Annotated in this window: 16 protein-coding genes and 1 pseudogene; 9 read left to right on the forward strand and 8 right to left on the reverse strand. The window is 48.8% G+C overall.

Annotation, left to right across the window (positions count from 1 at the left end; all coding sequences use genetic code 11):
* Positions 1-16: 16 nt before the first annotated feature.
* Positions 17-610 (reverse strand): hypothetical protein, encoded by a 594-nt coding sequence (locus SynROS8604_RS01805; protein WP_186544931.1) that lies wholly within the window; start codon positions 608-610, stop codon positions 17-19.
* Between the two features lie 187 nt (positions 611-797).
* On the opposite strand from SynROS8604_RS01805, the gene SynROS8604_RS01810 reads away from it, so the two are divergent.
* A complete protein-coding gene (locus tag SynROS8604_RS01810) occupies positions 798-1,868 on the forward strand; it encodes a nucleotidyltransferase family protein (RefSeq protein WP_186544932.1) in 1,071 nt (356 codons plus the stop codon).
* On the opposite strand, the gene SynROS8604_RS01815 is transcribed toward SynROS8604_RS01810, so the two are convergent.
* The 3 genes from SynROS8604_RS01815 to SynROS8604_RS01830 all read right to left on the reverse strand — a co-directional run bounded on the left by SynROS8604_RS01815 (position 1,810) and on the right by SynROS8604_RS01830 (position 6,855).
* The gene (locus SynROS8604_RS01815; RefSeq protein ID WP_222930124.1) at positions 1,810-3,453 is read right to left on the reverse strand and encodes an ABC transporter ATP-binding protein; all 1,644 of its coding nucleotides are present in this window, start codon (positions 3,451-3,453) and stop codon (positions 1,810-1,812) included. The genes SynROS8604_RS01810 and SynROS8604_RS01815 overlap by 59 nt on opposite strands.
* A gap of 999 nt (positions 3,454-4,452) precedes the next feature.
* Positions 4,453-4,767 carry a hypothetical protein gene (locus tag SynROS8604_RS01820; protein ID WP_186544934.1) on the reverse strand — a complete coding sequence of 105 codons (315 nt, stop codon included), beginning with the start codon at positions 4,765-4,767 and terminating at the stop codon, positions 4,453-4,455.
* A 1,107-nt stretch (positions 4,768-5,874) separates the two neighbouring features.
* Positions 5,875-6,855 carry a hypothetical protein gene (locus SynROS8604_RS01830; protein WP_186544936.1) on the reverse strand — a complete coding sequence of 327 codons (981 nt, stop codon included), beginning with the start codon at positions 6,853-6,855 and terminating at the stop codon, positions 5,875-5,877.
* Positions 6,856-7,381: 526 nt separating this feature from the next.
* Between SynROS8604_RS01830 and SynROS8604_RS01835 the strand changes: the two are divergent.
* From SynROS8604_RS01835 to SynROS8604_RS01850, 4 genes and pseudogenes are all read left to right on the forward strand, one after another.
* Positions 7,382-8,869, forward strand: a pseudogene (locus SynROS8604_RS01835) (IS5 family transposase); the annotation flags it as partial.
* Between the two features lie 1,004 nt (positions 8,870-9,873).
* On the forward strand, positions 9,874-11,112 hold the full coding sequence (locus SynROS8604_RS01840) for a hypothetical protein (RefSeq protein ID WP_186544937.1): 1,239 nt from the start codon (positions 9,874-9,876) through the stop codon (positions 11,110-11,112).
* Positions 11,113-11,809: 697 nt separating this feature from the next.
* Positions 11,810-12,370, forward strand: coding sequence for an NUDIX hydrolase (locus tag SynROS8604_RS01845; RefSeq protein ID WP_186544938.1), 561 nt, complete (start codon positions 11,810-11,812; stop codon positions 12,368-12,370).
* A complete protein-coding gene (locus SynROS8604_RS01850) occupies positions 12,370-13,848 on the forward strand; it encodes an FAD-binding domain-containing protein (RefSeq protein WP_186544939.1) in 1,479 nt (492 codons plus the stop codon). The genes SynROS8604_RS01845 and SynROS8604_RS01850 overlap by 1 nt, the downstream gene beginning before the upstream one ends.
* Here the strand turns inward: SynROS8604_RS01850 and SynROS8604_RS01855 are convergent.
* The gene (locus SynROS8604_RS01855) at positions 13,827-15,041 is read right to left on the reverse strand and encodes a DegT/DnrJ/EryC1/StrS aminotransferase family protein (protein WP_186544940.1); all 1,215 of its coding nucleotides are present in this window, start codon (positions 15,039-15,041) and stop codon (positions 13,827-13,829) included. The genes SynROS8604_RS01850 and SynROS8604_RS01855 overlap by 22 nt on opposite strands.
* A gap of 10 nt (positions 15,042-15,051) precedes the next feature.
* Positions 15,052-15,669, reverse strand: coding sequence for a thioredoxin family protein (locus SynROS8604_RS01860; protein ID WP_186544941.1), 618 nt, complete (start codon positions 15,667-15,669; stop codon positions 15,052-15,054).
* Positions 15,670-15,712: 43 nt separating this feature from the next.
* Between SynROS8604_RS01860 and SynROS8604_RS01865 the strand changes: the two genes are divergently transcribed.
* Complete coding sequence (locus tag SynROS8604_RS01865) at positions 15,713-16,243, forward strand: hypothetical protein (RefSeq protein ID WP_186544942.1); 531 nt, start codon at positions 15,713-15,715, stop codon at positions 16,241-16,243.
* Positions 16,244-16,253: 10 nt separating this feature from the next.
* Here SynROS8604_RS01865 and SynROS8604_RS01870 read toward each other — a convergent pair whose 3' ends face one another.
* The gene (locus SynROS8604_RS01870; RefSeq protein WP_186544943.1) at positions 16,254-16,682 is read right to left on the reverse strand and encodes a hypothetical protein; all 429 of its coding nucleotides are present in this window, start codon (positions 16,680-16,682) and stop codon (positions 16,254-16,256) included.
* Positions 16,682-17,641 carry an FAD-binding domain-containing protein gene (locus SynROS8604_RS01875; protein WP_186544944.1) on the reverse strand — a complete coding sequence of 320 codons (960 nt, stop codon included), beginning with the start codon at positions 17,639-17,641 and terminating at the stop codon, positions 16,682-16,684. Before SynROS8604_RS01875 ends, SynROS8604_RS01870 begins: the two co-directional genes overlap by 1 nt.
* 109 nt (positions 17,642-17,750) lie before the next feature.
* Between SynROS8604_RS01875 and fabI the strand changes: the two genes are divergently transcribed.
* The 3 genes from fabI to hisB are packed head-to-tail and all read left to right on the forward strand — an operon-like array spanning position 17,751 to position 20,089.
* Positions 17,751-18,533: an enoyl-ACP reductase FabI gene (gene fabI / locus SynROS8604_RS01880; protein ID WP_186545750.1), complete on the forward strand. Its 783-nt coding sequence runs from the start codon at positions 17,751-17,753 to the stop codon at positions 18,531-18,533.
* The gene (locus SynROS8604_RS01885) at positions 18,530-19,429 is read left to right on the forward strand and encodes a bestrophin family ion channel (protein ID WP_186544945.1); all 900 of its coding nucleotides are present in this window, start codon (positions 18,530-18,532) and stop codon (positions 19,427-19,429) included. The genes fabI and SynROS8604_RS01885 overlap by 4 nt, the downstream gene beginning before the upstream one ends.
* Before the next feature lie 54 nt (positions 19,430-19,483).
* The gene (gene hisB, locus SynROS8604_RS01890; RefSeq protein WP_186545751.1) at positions 19,484-20,089 is read left to right on the forward strand and encodes an imidazoleglycerol-phosphate dehydratase HisB; all 606 of its coding nucleotides are present in this window, start codon (positions 19,484-19,486) and stop codon (positions 20,087-20,089) included.
* Positions 20,090-20,094: the final 5 nt, after the last annotated feature.

A 20,094-nucleotide genomic window follows, 5' to 3' on the forward strand; every position in this document is an offset into this window, starting at 1 on the left:
AGTGGTACAGTCTTACTTATGTATCGTAAATTTTTTTTTGAACTAAAAACTTGTCAACTCCAGTCATGACAGTCTTTAGTTGACTTGGATTAAGATTAAAAGCGCAAACAGCATCCCTCCAGAGCTTGATCCTCGGCACACCGGGAAGAATCAAGCCGGTCGGGGTTACAGCAACTAAATCGTCAGCTAATAAATTCCAACCTTGCTGCATCAATGCATACGCCAATGTCGATTTGCCTGCTCCTGAATAACCCATGCAAACAATTGCACGATTATGTTTTTCAAGAGCATTACCATGTAAAACAAGAATTCCGCGCTGAATCAAGGCAGCGCCCAATGCGGAACCAAGCATGTACGTTCGAATGGTTTGGTTGGTGACATTAGAACGCAAGCGACACCAGCTGATTCGGTCTCCGTTAGTGACTCGAAAGCTAATCATGTTAGGAATTGTGAGTCTTAACTCACCTGGCCTCATCTGAAGATTGGCGGTGTCGGCAAAGATCGGCGTGAGTTCAGGCCAATTTGATTGTTCATCTTGAACAATATTGATTGAACCAGAATAATTATTTTGCATCTCACTTTTGGCAACAGGTAATTCTGGAATCTTCATGCCTGAAGATATCAACAAGATTCCGAACGCTTCGTAAAAAAAGACGGGTTGTGAGCCAAGAACCATTGATGGAAAAGGATTACAATTGACGAAGCAACAAAGTGCGTATGATTAGTTTAGCGAGTCATAAGGCAGCAAAGGCACTCGTTGACCGGTCGAGTCTCAGTTCATTGCTGTGGTAAGGCAAGTGCCTTTGTTAGAACTTTTGGCTGCGATCTGGCGACATCGATTACAGATTTTACTTGCAGGTGATCAAGAAATTGGAATATTGTTCCCAAAACTTAAATATTTATTAAAAGAAATGGCTCATCAAGAGATTCTTGCTGCTCTAGCCCTTTCAAGTTTAACGAGAGGAATCGCAGAAGTGTTTGAGAATGCTGGGGTCCCTATGCTCGTGCTCAAGGGGGTCGCATTAAGCAAACAAACTACAGGATCTTTAACAGCCAGAGGGCGAGGAGATCTTGATCTGTGGGTGAAAAGCAATCAGGTTGGTGAAGTAATTGCTTTGCTGAAGCATCAGGGTTTTCAGCTCACAGCAGGGGCTAGTTGTGTAGGTGATACCAATTTTCATGGCTCTTATTCAGGTTTTGTGTGCATAGAAATATCAATGTTTCGCAACCAAGGTCAACAGACACAGTTCATTGATCTTCATTGGCATCCCTCACATATCAGAGGGATCTTTCCTCCTTTTGATGCAGTATGGAATCAAAGGGAGAAATTTTATATCAATGAGCAGCAGATTTTCACCCTACCGCTGAACTTGTCTTTTATAAATTCTTGTTGTCACGCTAGCAGCGACTGTTGGAGGTCGTTGCGTGACTTGGTTGATGTTGTACGCCTGGGAAGGTGGTGTACGATTCCTCAACTAACGCCTTGGTCTGCTTTTAGACCAGTACTAAAGACATGTTGTGTGGCGTCTGAATTAACTGAATCATCGCTTTTGAACGCAATAGCTTGCGATCCATCTGCGCGAAGTAGAAGAGTTGCTCTTCATGATGCAATGGATGCTCAGTTAAGACCATGCCGATCAACAGTAAGAGGGAGAAAATGGATTTGCCAGCGTGTAAAAACCCTTTTTCGGAAGCTTAATAGCTATTACCATCCTGAGCATTTTTTCTCAACCCTTTTTTATAGTATAATTACGTCACCAGTATTGTTGGATCGTAAGTCTGGTAGATATTATTCATTCCTCCAGATTTTTATGAATAGACTTGATTTATTGATGTATCATCTTGGTTGTCGCGATAGGAACTCATAGCATTTGGTCGGTAATCATCAGTTAAGGCTATTACGTGATCAGCCATCTTGATAATGTGAGGATCATGAGTACTAACTAAGATTAATTTACGTTTAACTCTTCTCGAAATGATTGATCTCACGATAACAGATGATTCTTCATCAAGAAAGGCCGTAGGTTCATCCAGTATTTCAATGGATTGGTTCCGTAGCCAAGTTCGTATTAATCCAAGTCTGTGAATTTCGCCGCCCGAGAATGAAACTTGTGTGAGTGGTAAAGGTTCATCTAAACCATGGGCACGTTCAGCAATGTGCAAGAGTTGAAGCTCAGATAGCCAATGTTTAATGCTTTTCGACTCTATATTGTGTCCCATCGTGAGATTTTCACGTAAACTTGCCTCAAACAAGACTGAGTTTTGTGGAGAATATGCGATGTGTCGTCTAATTATCTGTGCACCAATAGAACCCTTTAGATTTATATTGTTGACTTTAGAGCAAACTTTCCAAGAACTGGTATGTTCCGAAAGCAGACCACAGAATTGATCAATTAAAGTTGTTTTTCCAATCCCAGAAGGTCCGGTTACTACAGTTAGTTGGCCTAATAATAATGGGATAGAAAGATGAGATGTTTCTGTTTTGTCTTCTGACCAGATTAAGGACGTCCAATGAATTGGTGTAAATAAGTCCTCATCTCTTTGTTCAATGTCTGTTTTTCCAGGAATGAGGGCAATACTGCGAGTCAATAATTTTCTGCGCCTATGAAGCTCTGAGTAGGCTGGTAACCAACTTAGGCAAATGCGATATGATCTGATGAGGCTGCTGAATGATGTGGCAGTTCGATAACCAAACAATAATGTTGTAGCAATAATAGAAGAATCAAGATCTTGTCGAATCCAGGCAAGCCAGCCTCCCATCACCAAAATCACCAATGAGTCTCGCCAAGCTGTAAAAAGAGATTGCCGTTTGATCATTATTTGTTGCACTTTACGGTAGTTTGATATGTCATTAATAAAGCGCTTTTTAATCCAATCCTCTGCTCCAGCTGCGCGAATGGCTTTAAGATTATGCAGAGCATCACCTACTGTTCGTTGAAGATTACTATTGAGTTGAGTAGAGGTATAGCCGAGACTCCAACTCTCTGAACGTTGCAATAAGGCTGCTATACTTGTTGAGACAAACGCTAGCAAAAGAGGAACTGCATTCTCTTGATTAATCAACAAAATACTTGCCGCATAAAGAATTAGTGATATAAAGTGGCGAATTGTACTAACCGCCTGATTAAGAGCGCCTACTGAAGTATCGATCTCATCCATAAGAAGCGACATTAATTCACCTCTTCCAATTTGATTGAGTCCGGAGGTTGAAGATTTTAAAACAAGTGATAGCACTTGTTTTTTTAGTCGATCAGAGAATTCAAAAATTAAATTTTGTTGTTTAATTGATGTATAAGCTTGCAAAAGGGTGCGGAATAGTATTAATAAAGACAAGCAAAAAAATGCCTGTCGCAATGAAATATCAATTGATAAACTCTGAAAATGTTTAGAGTTATTGCTGAAAAGAATAGATATCCCTAACCCAATACTGACAATTTCAATTAATGACTTCAAGAAAGCGATAAAACCTATCAATAAAATATATTTATGTCCAGCCTCGTGAAACAGACGTAAAATTAAAAAAAATAGGATTTTAATTTTAACATGAATTTTTGACAATATTTATTTCTCTTTAAATGTTAAACTTGACAGTGCTAACTTTAGCAGAGGTCGAATTGCTAACCTGTTACGAAGCGGGGTCGACATTTGATCTATCAGTCATACCCATTTCATCCTTATTGTTATTTGCACCCGATTCAGTTTCTTGAAAAGAAATAATTTCAATTTCAGGGGTTTGCCATTCGAGCTTCAAAGGATGATGCGTATTCTTGTTCATGTATTTGAGGTTCATGACCTTAGGATTTTAACATTAACGTCATAGTGCCTTGCTGTCAAGTCATCCATTACTCCAAGGCCAATAAAGTCCTCACAGGAGCTGAGGTCACTTACTTGCAACTCGGCCTCTTAATCGCTTTAATTGAAAAACCGAAACATCAGCATCTTTAAAAGAACTGGTGGATCTATCCGATTTGCGGTCAGCATTGTTATATAATACTTGCATGTACGTATAATTAATGCAAAAAAAGATTCATCCTATCTTAGGGCTTTTCAACTATTTGTTTCTCGCACAAGAAATCTCGCAGACCCATAGTAAAGATGTGCTATTCAGAATTAGTTGAATCTAAATCCAGATGCTATCAAATGTTGATATTTGATATTATTTTTTTGTCCTAATTTCAAGAGGCAGGCACATCTGATCTATCAGTCATACCCATTTCTGCTCTATTGTTAAATGCACCCGATTCAGTTTCTTGAAAAGAAATAATTTCAATTTCAGGGGCCTGCAATTCGAGTTTCGAGGGTTTGTCAAGTTTCGCGTTCATCATTTTTCTTTACACCCTATCACCACAATGCCTTGCTCTCAAGTCGTAACTTGCAGTTAGCAAATACGATTTGATGGCAATGGCTCACATAAAAAGATTTTATTTCGTTCGTAGGTGCGGATAGTGATCTTCATGTGTAATTGATTGAGTTGCATTCAAGATTATTAGGCAAAATCTGAATGGCTGCTGGTTTTTGATTAGTTACTTCTAATTGTTGCAGTCTCATGAGTGTCCATTGCAAATGGCGATTGTCTGTGGGTGAGGCTTTCAAGACCTTATTATGTGATACATCTGTTGTGTTTGTTCCGATAATCTTCAGTGTTTGGCGATTTTTGATGATGATTTGAAGGCATATTGCCTCATCAACCCAGTATTTAAGATTAATGTGTACTGCCTGCATCATCTTGGCTTGCAAGAAATTACCTGTAGACTTTGCGATCGTCAAGTCTTGTAAATATATTTAACGGATAACTTTCAAACCTGGAATGCGTTGCCACACTGATTTTTCAGAGAATGTACTTTCATTCTTCGCTAGATCTTTGGTTTTATTCACTCGTTTGCTTCGTAAGCAGTAAGGCAACGACCTATCCACTCCCTAAACCATGCATTGGTATAGATAAGGCAGTTCGAATGGAAAGAGCTCTTTGTTATCTATAGCTCTCACTACGCCCTATTCATGCCAATCTGATTCTTCTTGTTATATTTACAGCCAATGTCAATAACTCTTCAAACTTTTCTTCTGCATAATCTGAATTAGACCAGACAAAGTCATCTCTATTCTCCGGATCTAGAACACGGGCGCGCATCTGACTGTTGTGAACATTTGCTGGGGTAACGACGGTTCTGCGCTCGAAGCGTGATCTCCATCAATGTAGATACTGTTCTCGTATCCTTAATGATTAACATTTTTTTTCACCCCACGATCATTAAGATCCTGCCGCAGGTCGCTTGGGATGGCCTTCCATTCGTTGGGCTAATTCGCTTCCTTGATGATTTTATTTCCAGATCGAGTATTTCTCTGCGTAGGAACAGGACCAAGAGTGACATCAATCATCTGAGCACCTTGGGCTCGCAGACTCTGCGCTCGAAGTTGCTGTTCAAAACAATTGAAATGTTCTTTAATAATGCAGGCATTGCCAAACAGTTCACGAAACAATCAGATGGTTGTTGCATCTGGAATTGCGTTCGCCACACCAAGGATGATGAATTCCTCGAAAGGCCGCCTGTTGTAGACTAGGAATTCAAGCTCAGCATCATTGTGGTTAAAAAGCTGCTTCTACACAAACATTTGCGCCCCAGCGGAGCATTCCTTGTCTTACTTCCCTTGCGTTTTCGCTTAGAGTTTATCCCTGTTCATGCAGTGACTGAAATGTTTTCCCACGGAATAAACTGGAGAGAGTCGTCAATACAGATTTTTCGCGTGAATCTTTTAGATCCTCTGCTGTTCATCCAAGAATTCACTGTCTCCTGCTTTGAAAAACGCACCGACTCTAAATTTAGCTACTAATTTTAAATAGATAGTCGCGTTTATGAATTCTCTGTGGCGTATTTATTAAGCCAACCCTTCATTTATTGTCCAATTCGCAGTGATTACATCTAAAATGTTTGCGGTATTGGCGAATGCGTTATCTTCAAACATTGTTTCATATCCCAAGTCTTCAAGGACGCCTAAAGTTGTTTTCGATAAAAGATTGGTCGAATCTAGTGTACGAGTCATGATCTCATTACGGGGAAGTGCTAAATTATTTTGTTCCCAATGCATACCATTGTCCGGATTGATAAGGAGATCGAATTCTTCGCTATAAACACCTTGTGCAATGCCTTCTTGGTAGGCCTTTTGCCCATGCAGGCCTGTATAGATATTTGAATCATCTACAAGGGAATATGCTTTTCTATTCGCACTATGAAAACCAATTGTGTGAATCATCTCATGAAGAAAGAGATCGTCAAGTAATTCTTTCTCTGCCATCGTGTTTACATCCGCGGAATCGATTGCAATTAGTCCTTTAGAAGGCATGCGTGAGCTGCCTCTGGAATCAATAATTTGCGACCAACCTTTTCCTCTGCCTTCATCATCTATTGCTTGAAGGCTTAGTTCTATATTTATATCATCAATGAAGTTACCTCTGTATTTGGTATCTTTAATGTCTCCCACAATTAATGTAGATATTAATTCAGCCATTGAAATAGCCTGAAATCTGTATTCATCCGTCCACCCTTCGCCAGAAAATAAGAGATCGATATTGAATCCACCTTCAACCCCTGATGTGTAGTCATAGGCTATTGGTTCTCTGTTATTGGTTGTTTTATCTTTGGGAAATGAATTCGGATTATCTATTACGATGATGCTTTCTTCTGATAATGCATCGATTGGATCAGAGACTGAATCATTGTAAATTAATTGTTGTTCATTGCTCCCGTCAGAGATGCCTGTGTTGGATTCATCTGGAAATCCCGATAAGACATGATCGGATGAATAATTATAGGTGTGATCTAGGGAGTTTTCGAGCAGAGGTGCGGTGAAATAAATCATTTTATTGTTTTGGTTATTCCAATTTTATACACACTCTTTTGTTTGCAATTTTAGGGGGTGATTTGGTTTTGGTGAGAAATGAATGAGATGTTCGTAAGGTGAATCTGGACAAACGGGGTTTAGCGGCGGTAGTGAGCAGAAATGGGAGACCTTTGGCCGTGAATTACCTCTGAGGCCGTTTTCTGAGCACTGTTGCTTGTTGATCTCCTGTTCAACCACTTTGGGCTGGTTTTGAGGCTGAATCGAGGTGCTCAGAGAGACCAAGCACCTGGTCAGGCTGTTGCGAGTAATTGGCGTCGGGCCTGGAATAGGTTCGACAGTGCCGCAAGCACGTTGATTTTGCTGCGGTTCTAGTGGCTAAGCCATGCTCGACCTTGGGTCGAGGTAAGGGTCGTAGTCAGCTCGTAGTCAGGGTCTTCTGAATAAAGCCAGATCATTTGCGCCCCAATGGATCTGAGCAATTTCTGGCGGTAAAATGTACGCAAACGGGTCCATTTGCGCCCAAAAGCCGCCCGGAGTTTTCCACATGTATCGGCGCGAGCATCGTCATCAGCTCTCGTTCAAGGATTTCTTCCTGCCATTTGGTGGACAACTCTCAGGTGACAATCGCTGGATCAAGCTGGCTTAGCTGATCCTGTGGGACGCGCTGGAGGCCGACTATGCGGCGCAATTTTGCAAGGGCTTTGGAGCACCGGCAAAACCCTTTCGAATGGCACTGGTTGCATTGATCATCAAGGCCCGTCTCGGGCTCACGGATGAAGAACTGGTCGAGCAGATCAAGGAAAACCCATACTTCCAGTTCTTCATCGGCCTGGAAGCATTCCAGTATTCGGCGCCGTTCGATTCATCGATGATGGTCTATTTCCGCAAGCGCCTACCGGAAGCCGTTGTGAATGACTGCAATGAACGAATTGTGCGCCATGGCCCGAAAGTGATTCGCTCATCCGATTTCCAGGGCCCAGGCGATATCAATGGCAGTGGTGGTGGATCGACCAGTTCTGCAGGCCAGCCAAAATCATCCTCGCAGAAGCAGCCTAATCAGGGATCACTTTTGATCGATGCCACCTGCGCGCCTGTAGATATCCGTCATCCAACAGATCTATCACTGCTCAATGAAGCGAGGGAGGCGACTGAGATTCTGATTGATGCGATGCATCCTCAGGTCAGAGAAAGCTTTGGCCATAAGCCGCGTACGCACCGCAAACAGGCGAGGCGGCAGTTTCTTGCTGTTGAGAAGAAAAAGAGACCCCGTATCAACAAGATACGCAAGGCCATCAAGCAGCAGCTTGGCTACCTCAAGCGGAATCTGGCGAGCATCGACAGCCTGATCGCTTGTGGTGGATGCCTTCTGGCCGCCGGACGGCATATCTATCAGAAGTTGCTGGTGATCAGCGAGCTGGTCCGCCAGCAGACAATTCTCTATCACGCAGACAGTAGAAGCATCCCTGATCGCATCGTCAGTCTCGGCCAGGCCCATATCAGGCCGATTGTTCGTGGGAAAGCTCGTTGCAATGTTGAGTTTGGAGCCCTAGCCCAAAGGGCTTCCGGTTACGGTAGATCTCAATCTCTGTCAGCAGCGAGGGATTCACTTTTCTCGATCGCCTGAGTTATGACCCCTACAACGAAGGAGAAGACCTCAAGGCTCAAGCAATGGCCTATCGCCGCCGTCACGGTCATTACCCGGAAGTGATCTGTGCTGACCAGATCTCGCGCCAATCGAGCTTTCTGTCAGCGTCATGGAATCCGTTGAAGCGGCCCGCCTCTGGGACGGCCGAAGAACGATCCTTAGTTGGTAGCCGCCGAGAAGCAGCAGTTCATCGATGACCAGCGCCAAAGGAATGCCGTTGAAGGCAAGATTGGACAAGGCAAGCGGCGCTTTGGATTGGGTCTGATCCGTGAGAAGCTCGCCATCACCCAGGGTTCAATGATTGCACTGAATGTGCTGGTGATGAACCTCGAGAAGCTGCTGGAGCTTCTTTATCTCTTTTGTGCACTCTGCTGGCAACTCATGGTCTCTGCTGCACGGGCTTTGAGCTCCAACAACAGAGGGCTGAGTTATCAGGTGAACGGGGCTTGAGCATCGCTCAATTGCTGCTCAGGCCAGTTCGTTCTGCTTCATCTCTCCTGTAACTCACTTTCTCAGGAAGCCCTAGTCAGAGATGCCGAGCTGCTTGCCATCCATTGCAGACGGGCTTGATTCCCAGGGTCTCCTTCGCTTCCCTTAACTTTAATAGTCAATAATATTATGATCTAAAGTAAAATTTTCATTGCCATTTGTATAATGCATTGCCTGCTAAACTTTTTTGGTTCTGATACTTTTGTTCAAATTTCATTGAATAGCATTAGAGGCTTTGCCTTGCTTTTGGCCGTTGTACAGAGCTGTTTGTTTTTCCGCGAATAGTAATCTTAAAATTTTTCATCAAGGCGATAGGATCACTTTTTTCTTCATCGAACGATAGACGATTGAGTTATATAGTGATTTATTGATGGTTTTTTGTCCGTATTGTCTATTTTGCGCGATTGATTTGACTTGCCGTGTTTGGGGTTTTAGCGATCGGAAGGATATTGATTGGTAGTGTTGCATTTATCAAGTGGCTTTGTCATATCAAGACTGAAGCGCAATTAAGAGGGTGAACAATGCTCTTGACCATGAGTCAAAGGGTCGTTATGATTTAATTATAAGGTCTTTTTATTTTGTTTGTTCCAACGAAAGATCCGTGTCCACTCCCCCCTGGCATCTATCATACTGATGCATGGAACCGTAGGCCGTTATTTATAGTAAACAATTTGCTTGTTGATTGCTGGGAGGAAGCCTATGCGTTACACGGTGAGCCTTGTCTCGACGATGTTAATCCTGCCTATGTAAAGTCGTTGATTACTCATGAGTCCAATGCTAATGTCTCACCTTATAAGCTAATTAAGCGTATTCCACGCTCGCATTTTGTTCTGAATTCTGATGATAAGGATATTTGTTGTTACTCAACTCCCCCCTTTCGGAGTGGCAGTGGCCTTCCTAGGATGCATGAAAAAGAACTTTATGAGTATATTCGTTTAACTGTTGTTAATAGTATTAGAGGCCAATTGGGATGCGATGCTTCAAACATAGCTTGTGAACATAGTAGTGGCTTGGATTCAAATGCCATCATGGGATGTATTGTTAATGGAATAGGAATTGCCCCTGACAAGATTCATACTATTACATGGATGGAATCTGTTGATGATATATACATGCCTCCTATGCGTCAAAATTTTGATTTAATTGATCGTCAATGTCACGAAATTGTGAGTCGCGTTCCGTATTGCTCCTCTTTTAATTTTAATGGACTATGTAATCAAGATCTGAAAATATTTGGGTGTCCGCCTCAGCATGTTTCTTCTTTTGAGGAGCTGAAGTTGCTTAATGCTAATCATTGTTCTGTGTTTTTTAGTGGCTTTGGTGGTGATCAAGCACTGAGTCATCATGGTAGGAATGTAGGTACAGACTTAGCAACATTTCATTCATTGAAGGCCTTCCATCAATGGATGGGTGCTCAATGCTTTCCTTTAAGGCATTTTCTATCTCGATTTCTGGCTTCGAAAAATAGATATTGGGCGAGGTCCCGTACGCTCCGACTTGATTCAAAAACATATTCATCTTTTGAAGATCTTTTGGTTGATTCCTTAACCTCAAGCGGGCGTAATTGGTTGGGTCCTGTCTCTGCAAGAGCTTACCCTTGGGAGCTTGATTCTTATTCCCCCTTGAAAATATCGTTAGAAAATCGTATTTTAGCAGATTGGATTGCAGTTCGAATGGAGGAAGAATTTCGAGCAGCTGCGTATTTCAATATTCATAAGGTTTTCCCGTTTTTAAATGAGCAAGTTGTTTCTACATTGCTTAATCAAGAGGCATTGCTGTTCCGTGATTCTGTTAAGACAGGGAATGGCCGACTCGTTCATCGAAGAGCCTTTGCCCCATATTTACCATTATGTCTGGATGATTTACCAGATAAGCTTAGGCCGTTTTCGCCAGAAGTGCGTGATATAATTGATAACGAGCCTGCTCTTAATATAAAAGAGTCGTGTTTGTTTTTCTTGGGACTGTCTGAATTGCACCCTCAAGTTTACCGTTATTGGGATGTCGACATGATTAAAACCAGTGTCGATCCGTTTCTTCATTCTGGTAAAGCGACTTATCTTCAATCTAGGGATATCTTTAATTGTCTGCGTACTATTAATGTTTTAAGTAATTGGTGGAAAAAGCTTGATGATCGCGGTTAACCCTTGAGTCAAAATTTAGCGGATCGATTGGTTTTCGAGTTTTCCCATTGGTTCTTATCTGTTGTGTTGCATGACTGTCGTCAATCCGAATGATTTCCTTCGGTCTTGTTGATTCAATGCTTTCTTAAACTATTTTAAGGCTGTCGTTTTAAGGAGTTTTCGTTCGAATGAGGTAACCCTTGGTTGATACCCTTTCCTGACTCACATGCTTCTTTTTGATTCAACGAACATAGGGCCTGTATGGACGTTCGTTAGATTTATTTGCAGGACTAATCGCTCTTGTAAAGCAGTTAAGAGTCTATTTCGCAATATTGTTCCCGATCTAGCTTTAGGTGATGCAATGATTGTTTATATTCAGGCGTCTTCTGTTCTGCCTTTGGCACAGAATATTCATCTGAGGTGAATGTGTGATTTTGATGCTTGAGGAGGTCTTGGCTTTGCTTCGATTGGATTGTCATGCATTATGGGTTGTTTTTTGAGTCGATCAAAATGGAGTTTTAGTGCCATGAATTTGTGCTTTAAGTGGTGACAGGATTGTATTGCTGAGAATTTAAGATCTTGTATATTTTGGGTTTTCTTTCTTTGTTGATTCAATTTGGCTGCGGAGTTGCTCTCTAGTCTAATGCTTGATCGACTAGCTGAAACTTACTTTTTGTGTGCCCTCCGCCATGCTTAGTTTATTGATTTCACGTGATCGATGGAACTTCTTCCACCTTTGGAACCATCACAGTGTCTTGAGACCCTCGAGACCATGGATGCGTGCAAGATTCGTTTCGAGCGCAATCGCATCCGCTTGCCGATGGGGGTGGAAGGAACCTTTGGGATCATTCGCCACCCCGGGGCTTCCTTGGCGGTTCCGATCACCGCTGACGGCCAGGTGGTGATTTTGCGCCAATACCGTTTTGCAGTGCAGGCCCGTCTCCTTGAGTTTCCTGCAGGCACCCTTGAAGAGGGAGAAGATCCTTTGGAATCGATGCAGCGAGAGCTTGCAGAAGAAGCTGGATATAGCGCTGCCCGTTGGGATTCACTCGGGCCGATGTTGCCTTGTCCTGGCTACTCCGACGAGGTGATTCATTGCTTTCTGGCGCGGGAGCTCACGCGTTTGGACCATCCACCAGCTGGCGATGAGGATGAGGATCTGGAGGTGATCTTGATGCCTCCGTCCGAGCTGGATGCCCGTCTGGCGTCCGGTGCTGAATGGCTGGATGGCAAGAGCGTCACCGCCTGGTTCCGTGCCAAGCAACTGCTGGGTCTCTGATGGGAGCGTCTCGCGTTTTGTTTTGGCATCGCCGCGACCTGCGCTTGGCCGACAATCTCGGCCTGCAGGCGGCTGTGGCAATCAGTCCAGCGGTAACGGGCGTGTATGTGCTGGACCCAGCGCTGATTCACCCCCCGGAGTCGCTGCCACCGATGGCTCCGGCCCGCCTTTGGTTCCTTGTGGAAACCCTGCGCGAACTCCAGCAACGCTGGCGAGACGTGGGAAGCCGTTTGCTGGTGGTGGCTGGCGACCCGGTGCAGGTGATGCCGCGGCTAGCGTCTTTGCTTGAGGCGCCTTCGGTGGTGTGGAGCCGGGACGTGGAGCCCTACTCCAGGGAGCGTGACCGTCAGGTGGCCAAAGCCTTGCAAGCCGATGGGCGCAAGGTGCTGGTGGATTGGGATCAGCTCCTGCTGGCACCGGACCTGATCAAAACGGGTGGTGGTGACCCTTACCGGGTGTTTGGCCCTTTTCTGCGCAATTGGCGCGGTCAGGTGGAGCGCAGCCAGCCCAGAAGCGCGGAGGTTCCCATCGCGTTGATCGATTTGGAGGCCGAGTCACTAGAAGACCTTCTTGGCGGTGAGGGGGCTCTCGGCCGTTTGTGCGCGGAGGGTCAGCGGCAGCTGGAGCAGCTGCAGGTGGAACATGGTTTTCGAGGCACGGATCTCTGCCCGAGCCGCCCAGGAGAGGCGGCGGCTGCGAGGCAGTTGGCCACGTTTGCTGATCGTGCGTTGCTGGCCTATGAACCCGATCGCAATTTCCCGGGGATTCCCGGCACCTCTTATCTGAGTGCGGGCCTGAGCGTGGGCACGCTGAGTCCACGACAGGCCTGGTGTGCTGCCCAAGGGGCCAAGGAGATGGCCCGCAGCGATGAGCAGCGGCAGGCGATCACGGTGTGGGAACAGGAACTCTGCTGGCGTGAGTTTTACCAGCAGGCCCTATTCCATTTCCCTGAACTGGCAGATGGTCCTTACCGTGAGCAATGGCGGCGTTTCCCTTGGGAAAACAACCGCGACTGGTTTGAGGCCTGGAAGGAAGGACAAACAGGGATGCCGATCATCGATGCGGCGATGCGACAGCTCAATCAAAGCGGCTGGATGCACAATCGTTGCCGCATGATCGTGGCCTCATTCCTTGTGAAGGATTTGATCTGTGATTGGCGCTGGGGCGAACGCGCCTTCATGGAGCTTGAGGTGGATGGAGATTTGGCTGCCAACAATGGCGGCTGGCAATGGAGCGCGAGCAGTGGCATGGATCCAAAACCTTTGCGGATCTTCAATCCAGCCACTCAGGCTTCAAAATTTGACGCCGAAGGCGAGTACATCCGCCAATGGGTGCCGGAATTGCGGCATGTGAACACCAAGGATTTGATCAGTGGAGAGATCGCTGCTTTAGAGCGCAGGGGCTATCCGGAGCTGCTGATTGATCACAAGGTGCAGCAGGCCAAGTTCAAAGCCCTTTACGCCACCATTCGCTCTTGAGTCTGAGCAACAAGTTGCTGGCGCAACACCGTGATCACCCGTTCCTGTTGCTCGGAGGTTAATTCCGGGAAAATGGGCAGGCTGAGCACCTCGCTGCACAGTTGATCCGTGATTGGAAGGTTGCCGTCAGCCTGAGCTTGGTCTTCGTAGGCCGGCTGGCGATGGATCGGGATGGGGTAATAAATGATCGTATTCACCCCTTGCTCTTGGAGGCTTTGCTTGAGCCATTCACGGCAACGACTGGGGGGCAAACCAAAATGGCTGGCTGATTCGGAGCAGGTTCCGCCGCAAGACGGCTGCTGCTCGGGGCAAAGACGCACGCGCACTACAAACTGATTCCAACCATGCCCCACGCTTGCATCAGTGGCGGAAGCGGGGAGTTGGACGCCGGGGAGGTCTTTGAGCGCTTCGAGGTAGCGCTGGGCAATCGCTGCGCGCTTCTCAACCCAGCCGCTGAGGTAAGGCAGCTTCACGTTGAGAACGGCGGCCTGAATGGAATCCAGGCGACTGTTGTAGCCCAAGGCGGTGTGGAGATAGCGGCGGGGCATGCCGTGCACGGCGAGTTCACGCATGCGTTGGGCAAGATCATCGTCCTGGCAGGTCATGGCGCCGCCATCGCCTGCAGCTCCGAGATTTTTCGTGGGAAAAAAGCTGAAGCACCCCACATCGCCCCAACTGCCAACAGGCTTGGCGTTCCAGCTGGCGCCGGTGGCCTGCGCGCAGTCCTCCACCACCTTGAGCCCATGGCGCTGGGCGATGTCCATCAGGCGGGCCATATCCACCGGACGACCAAACAGGTGGACGGGGATGAGCGCTTTGGTGGCGGGTGTGATCGCGGCTTCAATCAGATTGAGGTCGATCAGATAGGTCACAGGGTCCACGTCCACGAAGACGGGCGTTGCGCCCACGGCACTGATCGCTTCAGCGGTTGCAAAGAAGCTGAAGGATGCGGTGATCACCTCATCGCCAGAGCCGATGCCAAGGCCTCGTAACGCCAGGACCAAGGCATCTGTCCCGCTGTTGCAACCCACGGCATGGCGACAGTTCACGCTTGCTGCAAACGCGTCCTCAAATGTTTTGATCTCGGTGCCACCGATGTATTGCCCACTTCGCAACACCCGCAAGACGGCATCATCGAGCTCCGATCCGAGGTCGGCAAGCTGATCTGTGAGGCTGAACGGAGGCACCTGCATGGCGGGCACCTTAAGTCGACTGACCGAACCATGGCGGTTCTTGGCCCGGGTTCCACTTGATGTTGCAGCCCACTGAAGGCAGCTGCGTCTCGCTCACAGGGGTTCCAGCCAAGATGTTTTTAAGGGCAGCCCGTAGATCAGCTCCGTCGAGAGGTTGATGATTCCCTGGTCGACTCGCATCCAGTTGGCCTCGATAGCGGAGGGTTTGGGTGCCATCGACATCGGGTGCGAAGGCATAGAACTCAGGCGTGCAGGCGCCACGGAGGTCTTTGGCCAGCGTTTGCTGCTCATCGAGGAGATAGGGGAAGCGCCAACCCTGCTGTTCGGCCTGTTGTCGCAACCCATCACGACCGTCTTGCGGATGGGTGGTGAGGCTATTGCTGGAGATGGCGAGCAGGGTGATGGTGTCTCCGAAATCCGCCTCCAAACGGGTGATCTCTGGCTCCACGTGTTTCACGAAGGGGCAATGAGCACAGATCAGCATCACCAACAAAGGCTGTCTGGGCAGGTCCCGGCTCCTCACCAGGTCATCCCGCGAGGACCAGGGCGCATGACCCGACACCAAGGGCAGTGAAAATTGAGGCAGAGGATGCTGAAGAGGCAGCATCGTGGATGGCGTCAGAACCATGGCGTTGAGCGATGGTGGATGTTGCCATCCTGGGCCGGTCAGAATGGCCTGTCAAAAGAGGATCGAGTTGATGGTGCGGGTGCTGACAATGGTGGTCATGGCAGGACTGTTGAGCGCCTGCACGCAGAAGAAAGCAACCACCTGGAAAGTGTTTCCTCTCCAGCGCCATACACCCCACGACGGACTCGCTGTTGTCAGTCAACCCGATGGCTATGGGGTTCATCTCTACCTGGAGACCGACACCAGCGATACCGCCGTGTGTTCACCGCGTTGGCTGCCAGACCCGGCGCGATTGTTCAATGGCAACGGAACGGCTCCGTTTAGTTCGGGATTGGCGCCTCGCTCAGAGTTCCTTGCCGCAGTGAATCGAAGAGAGGTTCGCAACACCCTGAAGCAAGAGCTCGAGGCGCTGTGCAAGCTTCGAGCTCCTCAGGCGCGTTGGCAATGGCTGGAACCACCGCTGAAGGCATCAGAGCTGACGCCGGTGAGTCTGCCAGCCTTGGAATACCCAGACCTTCTCATCGACCCTGCTGAGGAAAAAGAACGTGAGGACAAGCTTTTAAAGGAAAACTAATGAAGGAGAACTAAAACCCCCCCCAGACCACCGCTTCCGCCTCTCGCCAGTAGCGGCTGAAGCGCCCCAGCCTCGGTGGTTTGGCTAGCGAGACAAACGGATCGGGATCAAGCATCCAGAGGGGCAGCTCCCGATCAATGGCCGCAGCGATGCGTTGCAGGCGGGGATCCACCACGGCGCTGGTGACCACAGCATCGGCTCCGTGGCGCTCGGCAAAGCGCAGCACTTCACTTGCAACATCACCTCGGCGCAGGGTGAGCGGCAGGCTTAAGGCGGATTCGTACAAAAATCCGATGCGTTTGCGGCTGATGCCCTGCTCTTGAATCCAGGCGTCGTCGAACACGAACAGACCTGGTGCGTCGGGATAGTCCTGAAGGGCTGGGTTGGCTGGTCCCAGGGCTTCTTCATGCACCCAGAGGATTGGTTTTCGGGGGTCCATCAAAATCGCTGGGTGCTGGGGCGTGAATTGGGGCGTTGACTCGGCTTTTGGTTCGACTTTTGGCCCGAACGGCTGCTGGATCGCGAGGATCGCCGAGCGCTCCCCTCTCGGATGGCTGGCTGAACCTTGAAGAGCTGCTTCTCTAACTGCTCGTAACTGCCATCAAAGGGGCAGGAATCGTGGCTTGGACAGTCCTGGCAATACCGCCCATTGCTGTAGCGCGCCAGATTTTGACGATTAAAGAAATAGGGCTTGTGACTGAAGCAGCTGGCCACCCACTGCCAGCTGAGGTGGTTGCTGGCGGGGTCGCCATCCAGCAGGTGTTCGAGGAACCAGTCAGCCCCTGCACGCCAGTGCACCCGTCTCCAATGCACGAGGTAGGCCGCCATCCACATCCGCGCGTGGTTGTGGAGCCATCCGTGGCTCACCAGTTCGTTCCTGAAACCGTCGATGCAGGCCAGTTGTGTGCGTCCTTCGCGGACGTCATCGGGAAGAGCTTGCTGATACTCAGCGGCGGCAAAGCCGGTTTTGTGCTCTTCCTGATCGTCATGAATGCGATCGCCGAGATCAAGCCACATCCGCTGCCAGAAATCACGCCATCCCAGCTCGTTAATCATTTTTCCGCCGTCATCCCTCCCTTGGTTGTTCTGTTTCAGCTGTGAGAAGACAGCATCTCGGACCTCCGCAAGCGTGAGAATTCCGTGGCGGATGTAGGGCGATAGGCGTGTGACAGCGCCATTGAGGTGGTTGCGACTGCGGCCGTAGCGCTTGGCATCGACCGCAGCGAGCTGCCGGTTAGCAGCAGCGCGACCGCCTTCGATCGGACTCAGCTCCCCAGAGGCGTTTGGAAATTCTTGCGATAACAGCGAATTCAGCGCCGAGCGCTCGTTGAGATCTCGGGGAAGATCTGTGGATTCGCTCGGCCAACTGAGCGGCGCAGCGTGCGGCAGCCTGGACACCGGTGCATGTCAAACAACACCACACCATGCTGTCGATGTGTCGTTGTGAGCGTGAGTGCCCCGGCATGGGAGAGAATCGCTCGAATCAACCACTCCGGGATGCGGCCTGATGCTTCTTGATCTCACTGGTAAGAAGATCCTTGTTACTGGCATCGCCAACAATCGCTCCATTGCCTGGGGCATCGCCCAGCAGCTCAAGGCGGCTGGAGCCGGGCTCGGGATCACTTATTTGCCTGATGAGAAGGGCCGATTTGAAACCAAGGTGCGTGAGCTCACGGCTCCATTAGCGCCCTCGTTGTTTTTGCCTCTGAATGTTCAGGATGCCGCTCAGATGGAGACGGTGTTTGCTGAAATCAAAGACAAGTGGGGGCAGCTCGATGGCCTCGTGCACTGTTTGGCGTTTGCAGGAAAGGAAGAATTGGTTGGCGACTTCAGCGCCACCACGGCCGAGGGGTTTGCGCGTGCTTTAGAGATCAGCGCCTATTCCCTTGCCCCTCTGTGTCGTCACGCCAAGCCATTGTTTAGCGAGAAAGCCGGTGTGGTGACCTTGACCTACCTCGGTGCTGAGCGGGCGATCCCCAATTACAACGTGATGGGTGTGGCCAAGGCGGCTCTGGAAGCCTCCGTTCGCTATCTCTCCGCTGAACTTGGACCCGAAAAGCAGGTGCGCGTGAATGCGATCAGTGCTGGCCCGATCCGCACGCTGGCGAGCTCTGCGATCGGAGGGATCCTCGACATGATCCACAACGTGGAGGAAAAGGCACCCCTGCGCCGCACGGTCACTCAGAACGAAGTGGGGAACACGGCTGCGTTCCTGCTCAGTGATTTGTCGAGCGGAATTTCTGGCCAAACGATCTATGTGGATGCTGGTTACTGCATCAACGGCATGTGATTCGGCCGCGCGGATGTCTTGATTACCTGCAGCTCTCCTGGTGGTTGATGAAACGCCAGGGGAGGAGCTTGCTGCTTGCAACGTTGCTTTGTGCGATCAGTCTCCCTTTAAACGAGATAATTTCTACGGCGCTGCTTCCAGAAGCTCTTGTTCAGGTTCTTGGTCTGCTTCTCAGCCTTTTTCTTGGTTTTCGCTACAGCCAGGCCTACAACCGCTGGTTAGAAGCACGGGTGTTATGGGGTGCGTTGGTAAATCAGGGTCGTAATTGGCGTGACTTGTTAGTCCGTGTTTTACCCCGCCAGCTGCCGGTGTCCTGGAAACGTCGCCTGCTTCAGGAGGTGGTGTTATTGGTGTGGTGCCTAAATGCTCAACTGCGCAGCTCTAAAGGCAGCGCGGTCTTGCTTCCCGAGCCTGTGCGTGAGCTGGGGTTGAAGATTGGACTGCGCAACCTCAGTGTGCAATCGCTGCTTAAGCGAATGGCACGAGAGCAGCATTTACTTCGCCAGGGAGGCTGGGTGGATAGTTTCCAAAGCAGTGAGTTTGGTCTTCTGCAGCAGGCGTTCACCAATGTGATAGGCGGTTTGGAACGCATCCGTCACCAACCTCTTCCGGCGTCATCAACCTTCTTTATTCGTGGCATGACCTGGGTCTATGGCTATTTGGTTTTTCTAAAACTCGATGCGTTGGGACACATTTCTGCAGCGCTGCTGGGCTGGCTGGTGTTTTTGATTTTTCTCATGGCTGAGAGGATTGGAACTTTTATTGAGCGTCCTTTTGTTGATGCCCGGTTTGCGTTGCCGATGGATCACTTTTGTGCGTTGATCAGCAATGATCTTCTTGGGGCCTCCGACCCACTGGCGCAACCTTCTTCCACAAAGGGGCCCTGGTTGCGTTGAACGTTATTCGCGATGATCAAGGCAGTCACGAGGCGTCGAGGGGCGCCTGAATGCATGCGTATTGGGGAGATTCACCGCGTTACAGGCGAGACCGATGTGAGGGTTCGGCTCGGACTTGACGGCGGCGGCCGCTGCCAGGCCAGCACGGGTGTGCCTTTTCTCGATCACATGCTTCATCAGATCAGTAGCCATGGCCTGATTGACTTGGAGATCACGGCCACTGGCGACACGCATATTGACGACCATCACACCAATGAGGACGTCGGGATTGCCGTTGGCCAGGCGCTCTCGAAGGCCCTTGGTGATCGGCGCGGGATTTACCGTTTTGGCCATTTTGTGGCGCCGCTGGATGAGGCCTTGGTGCAGGTGGTTCTTGATTGCTCCGGACGCCCCCATCTCAGTTGGGGGCTCACCATCCCAACGCAGAAGATCGGCACCTACGACACCGAATTGGTGAAGGAGTTTTTTGTGGCTGTCGTCAATAACTCAGGCCTCACCTTGCACATTCGTCAGTTGGATGGGGTGAACTCCCACCACATCGTTGAGGCCTGTTTCAAAGCCTTCGCAAGGGCGCTGCGGATGGCCACGGAGATTGACCCGCGCCGCTCTGGATCGGTGCCCAGCAGTAAGGGGGTGTTGGAGCAAGCGGGTGGCTCCTAGCCAAC

Source organism: Synechococcus sp. ROS8604 (assembly GCF_014279655.1).
Classification (GTDB): domain Bacteria; phylum Cyanobacteriota; class Cyanobacteriia; order PCC-6307; family Cyanobiaceae; genus Synechococcus_C.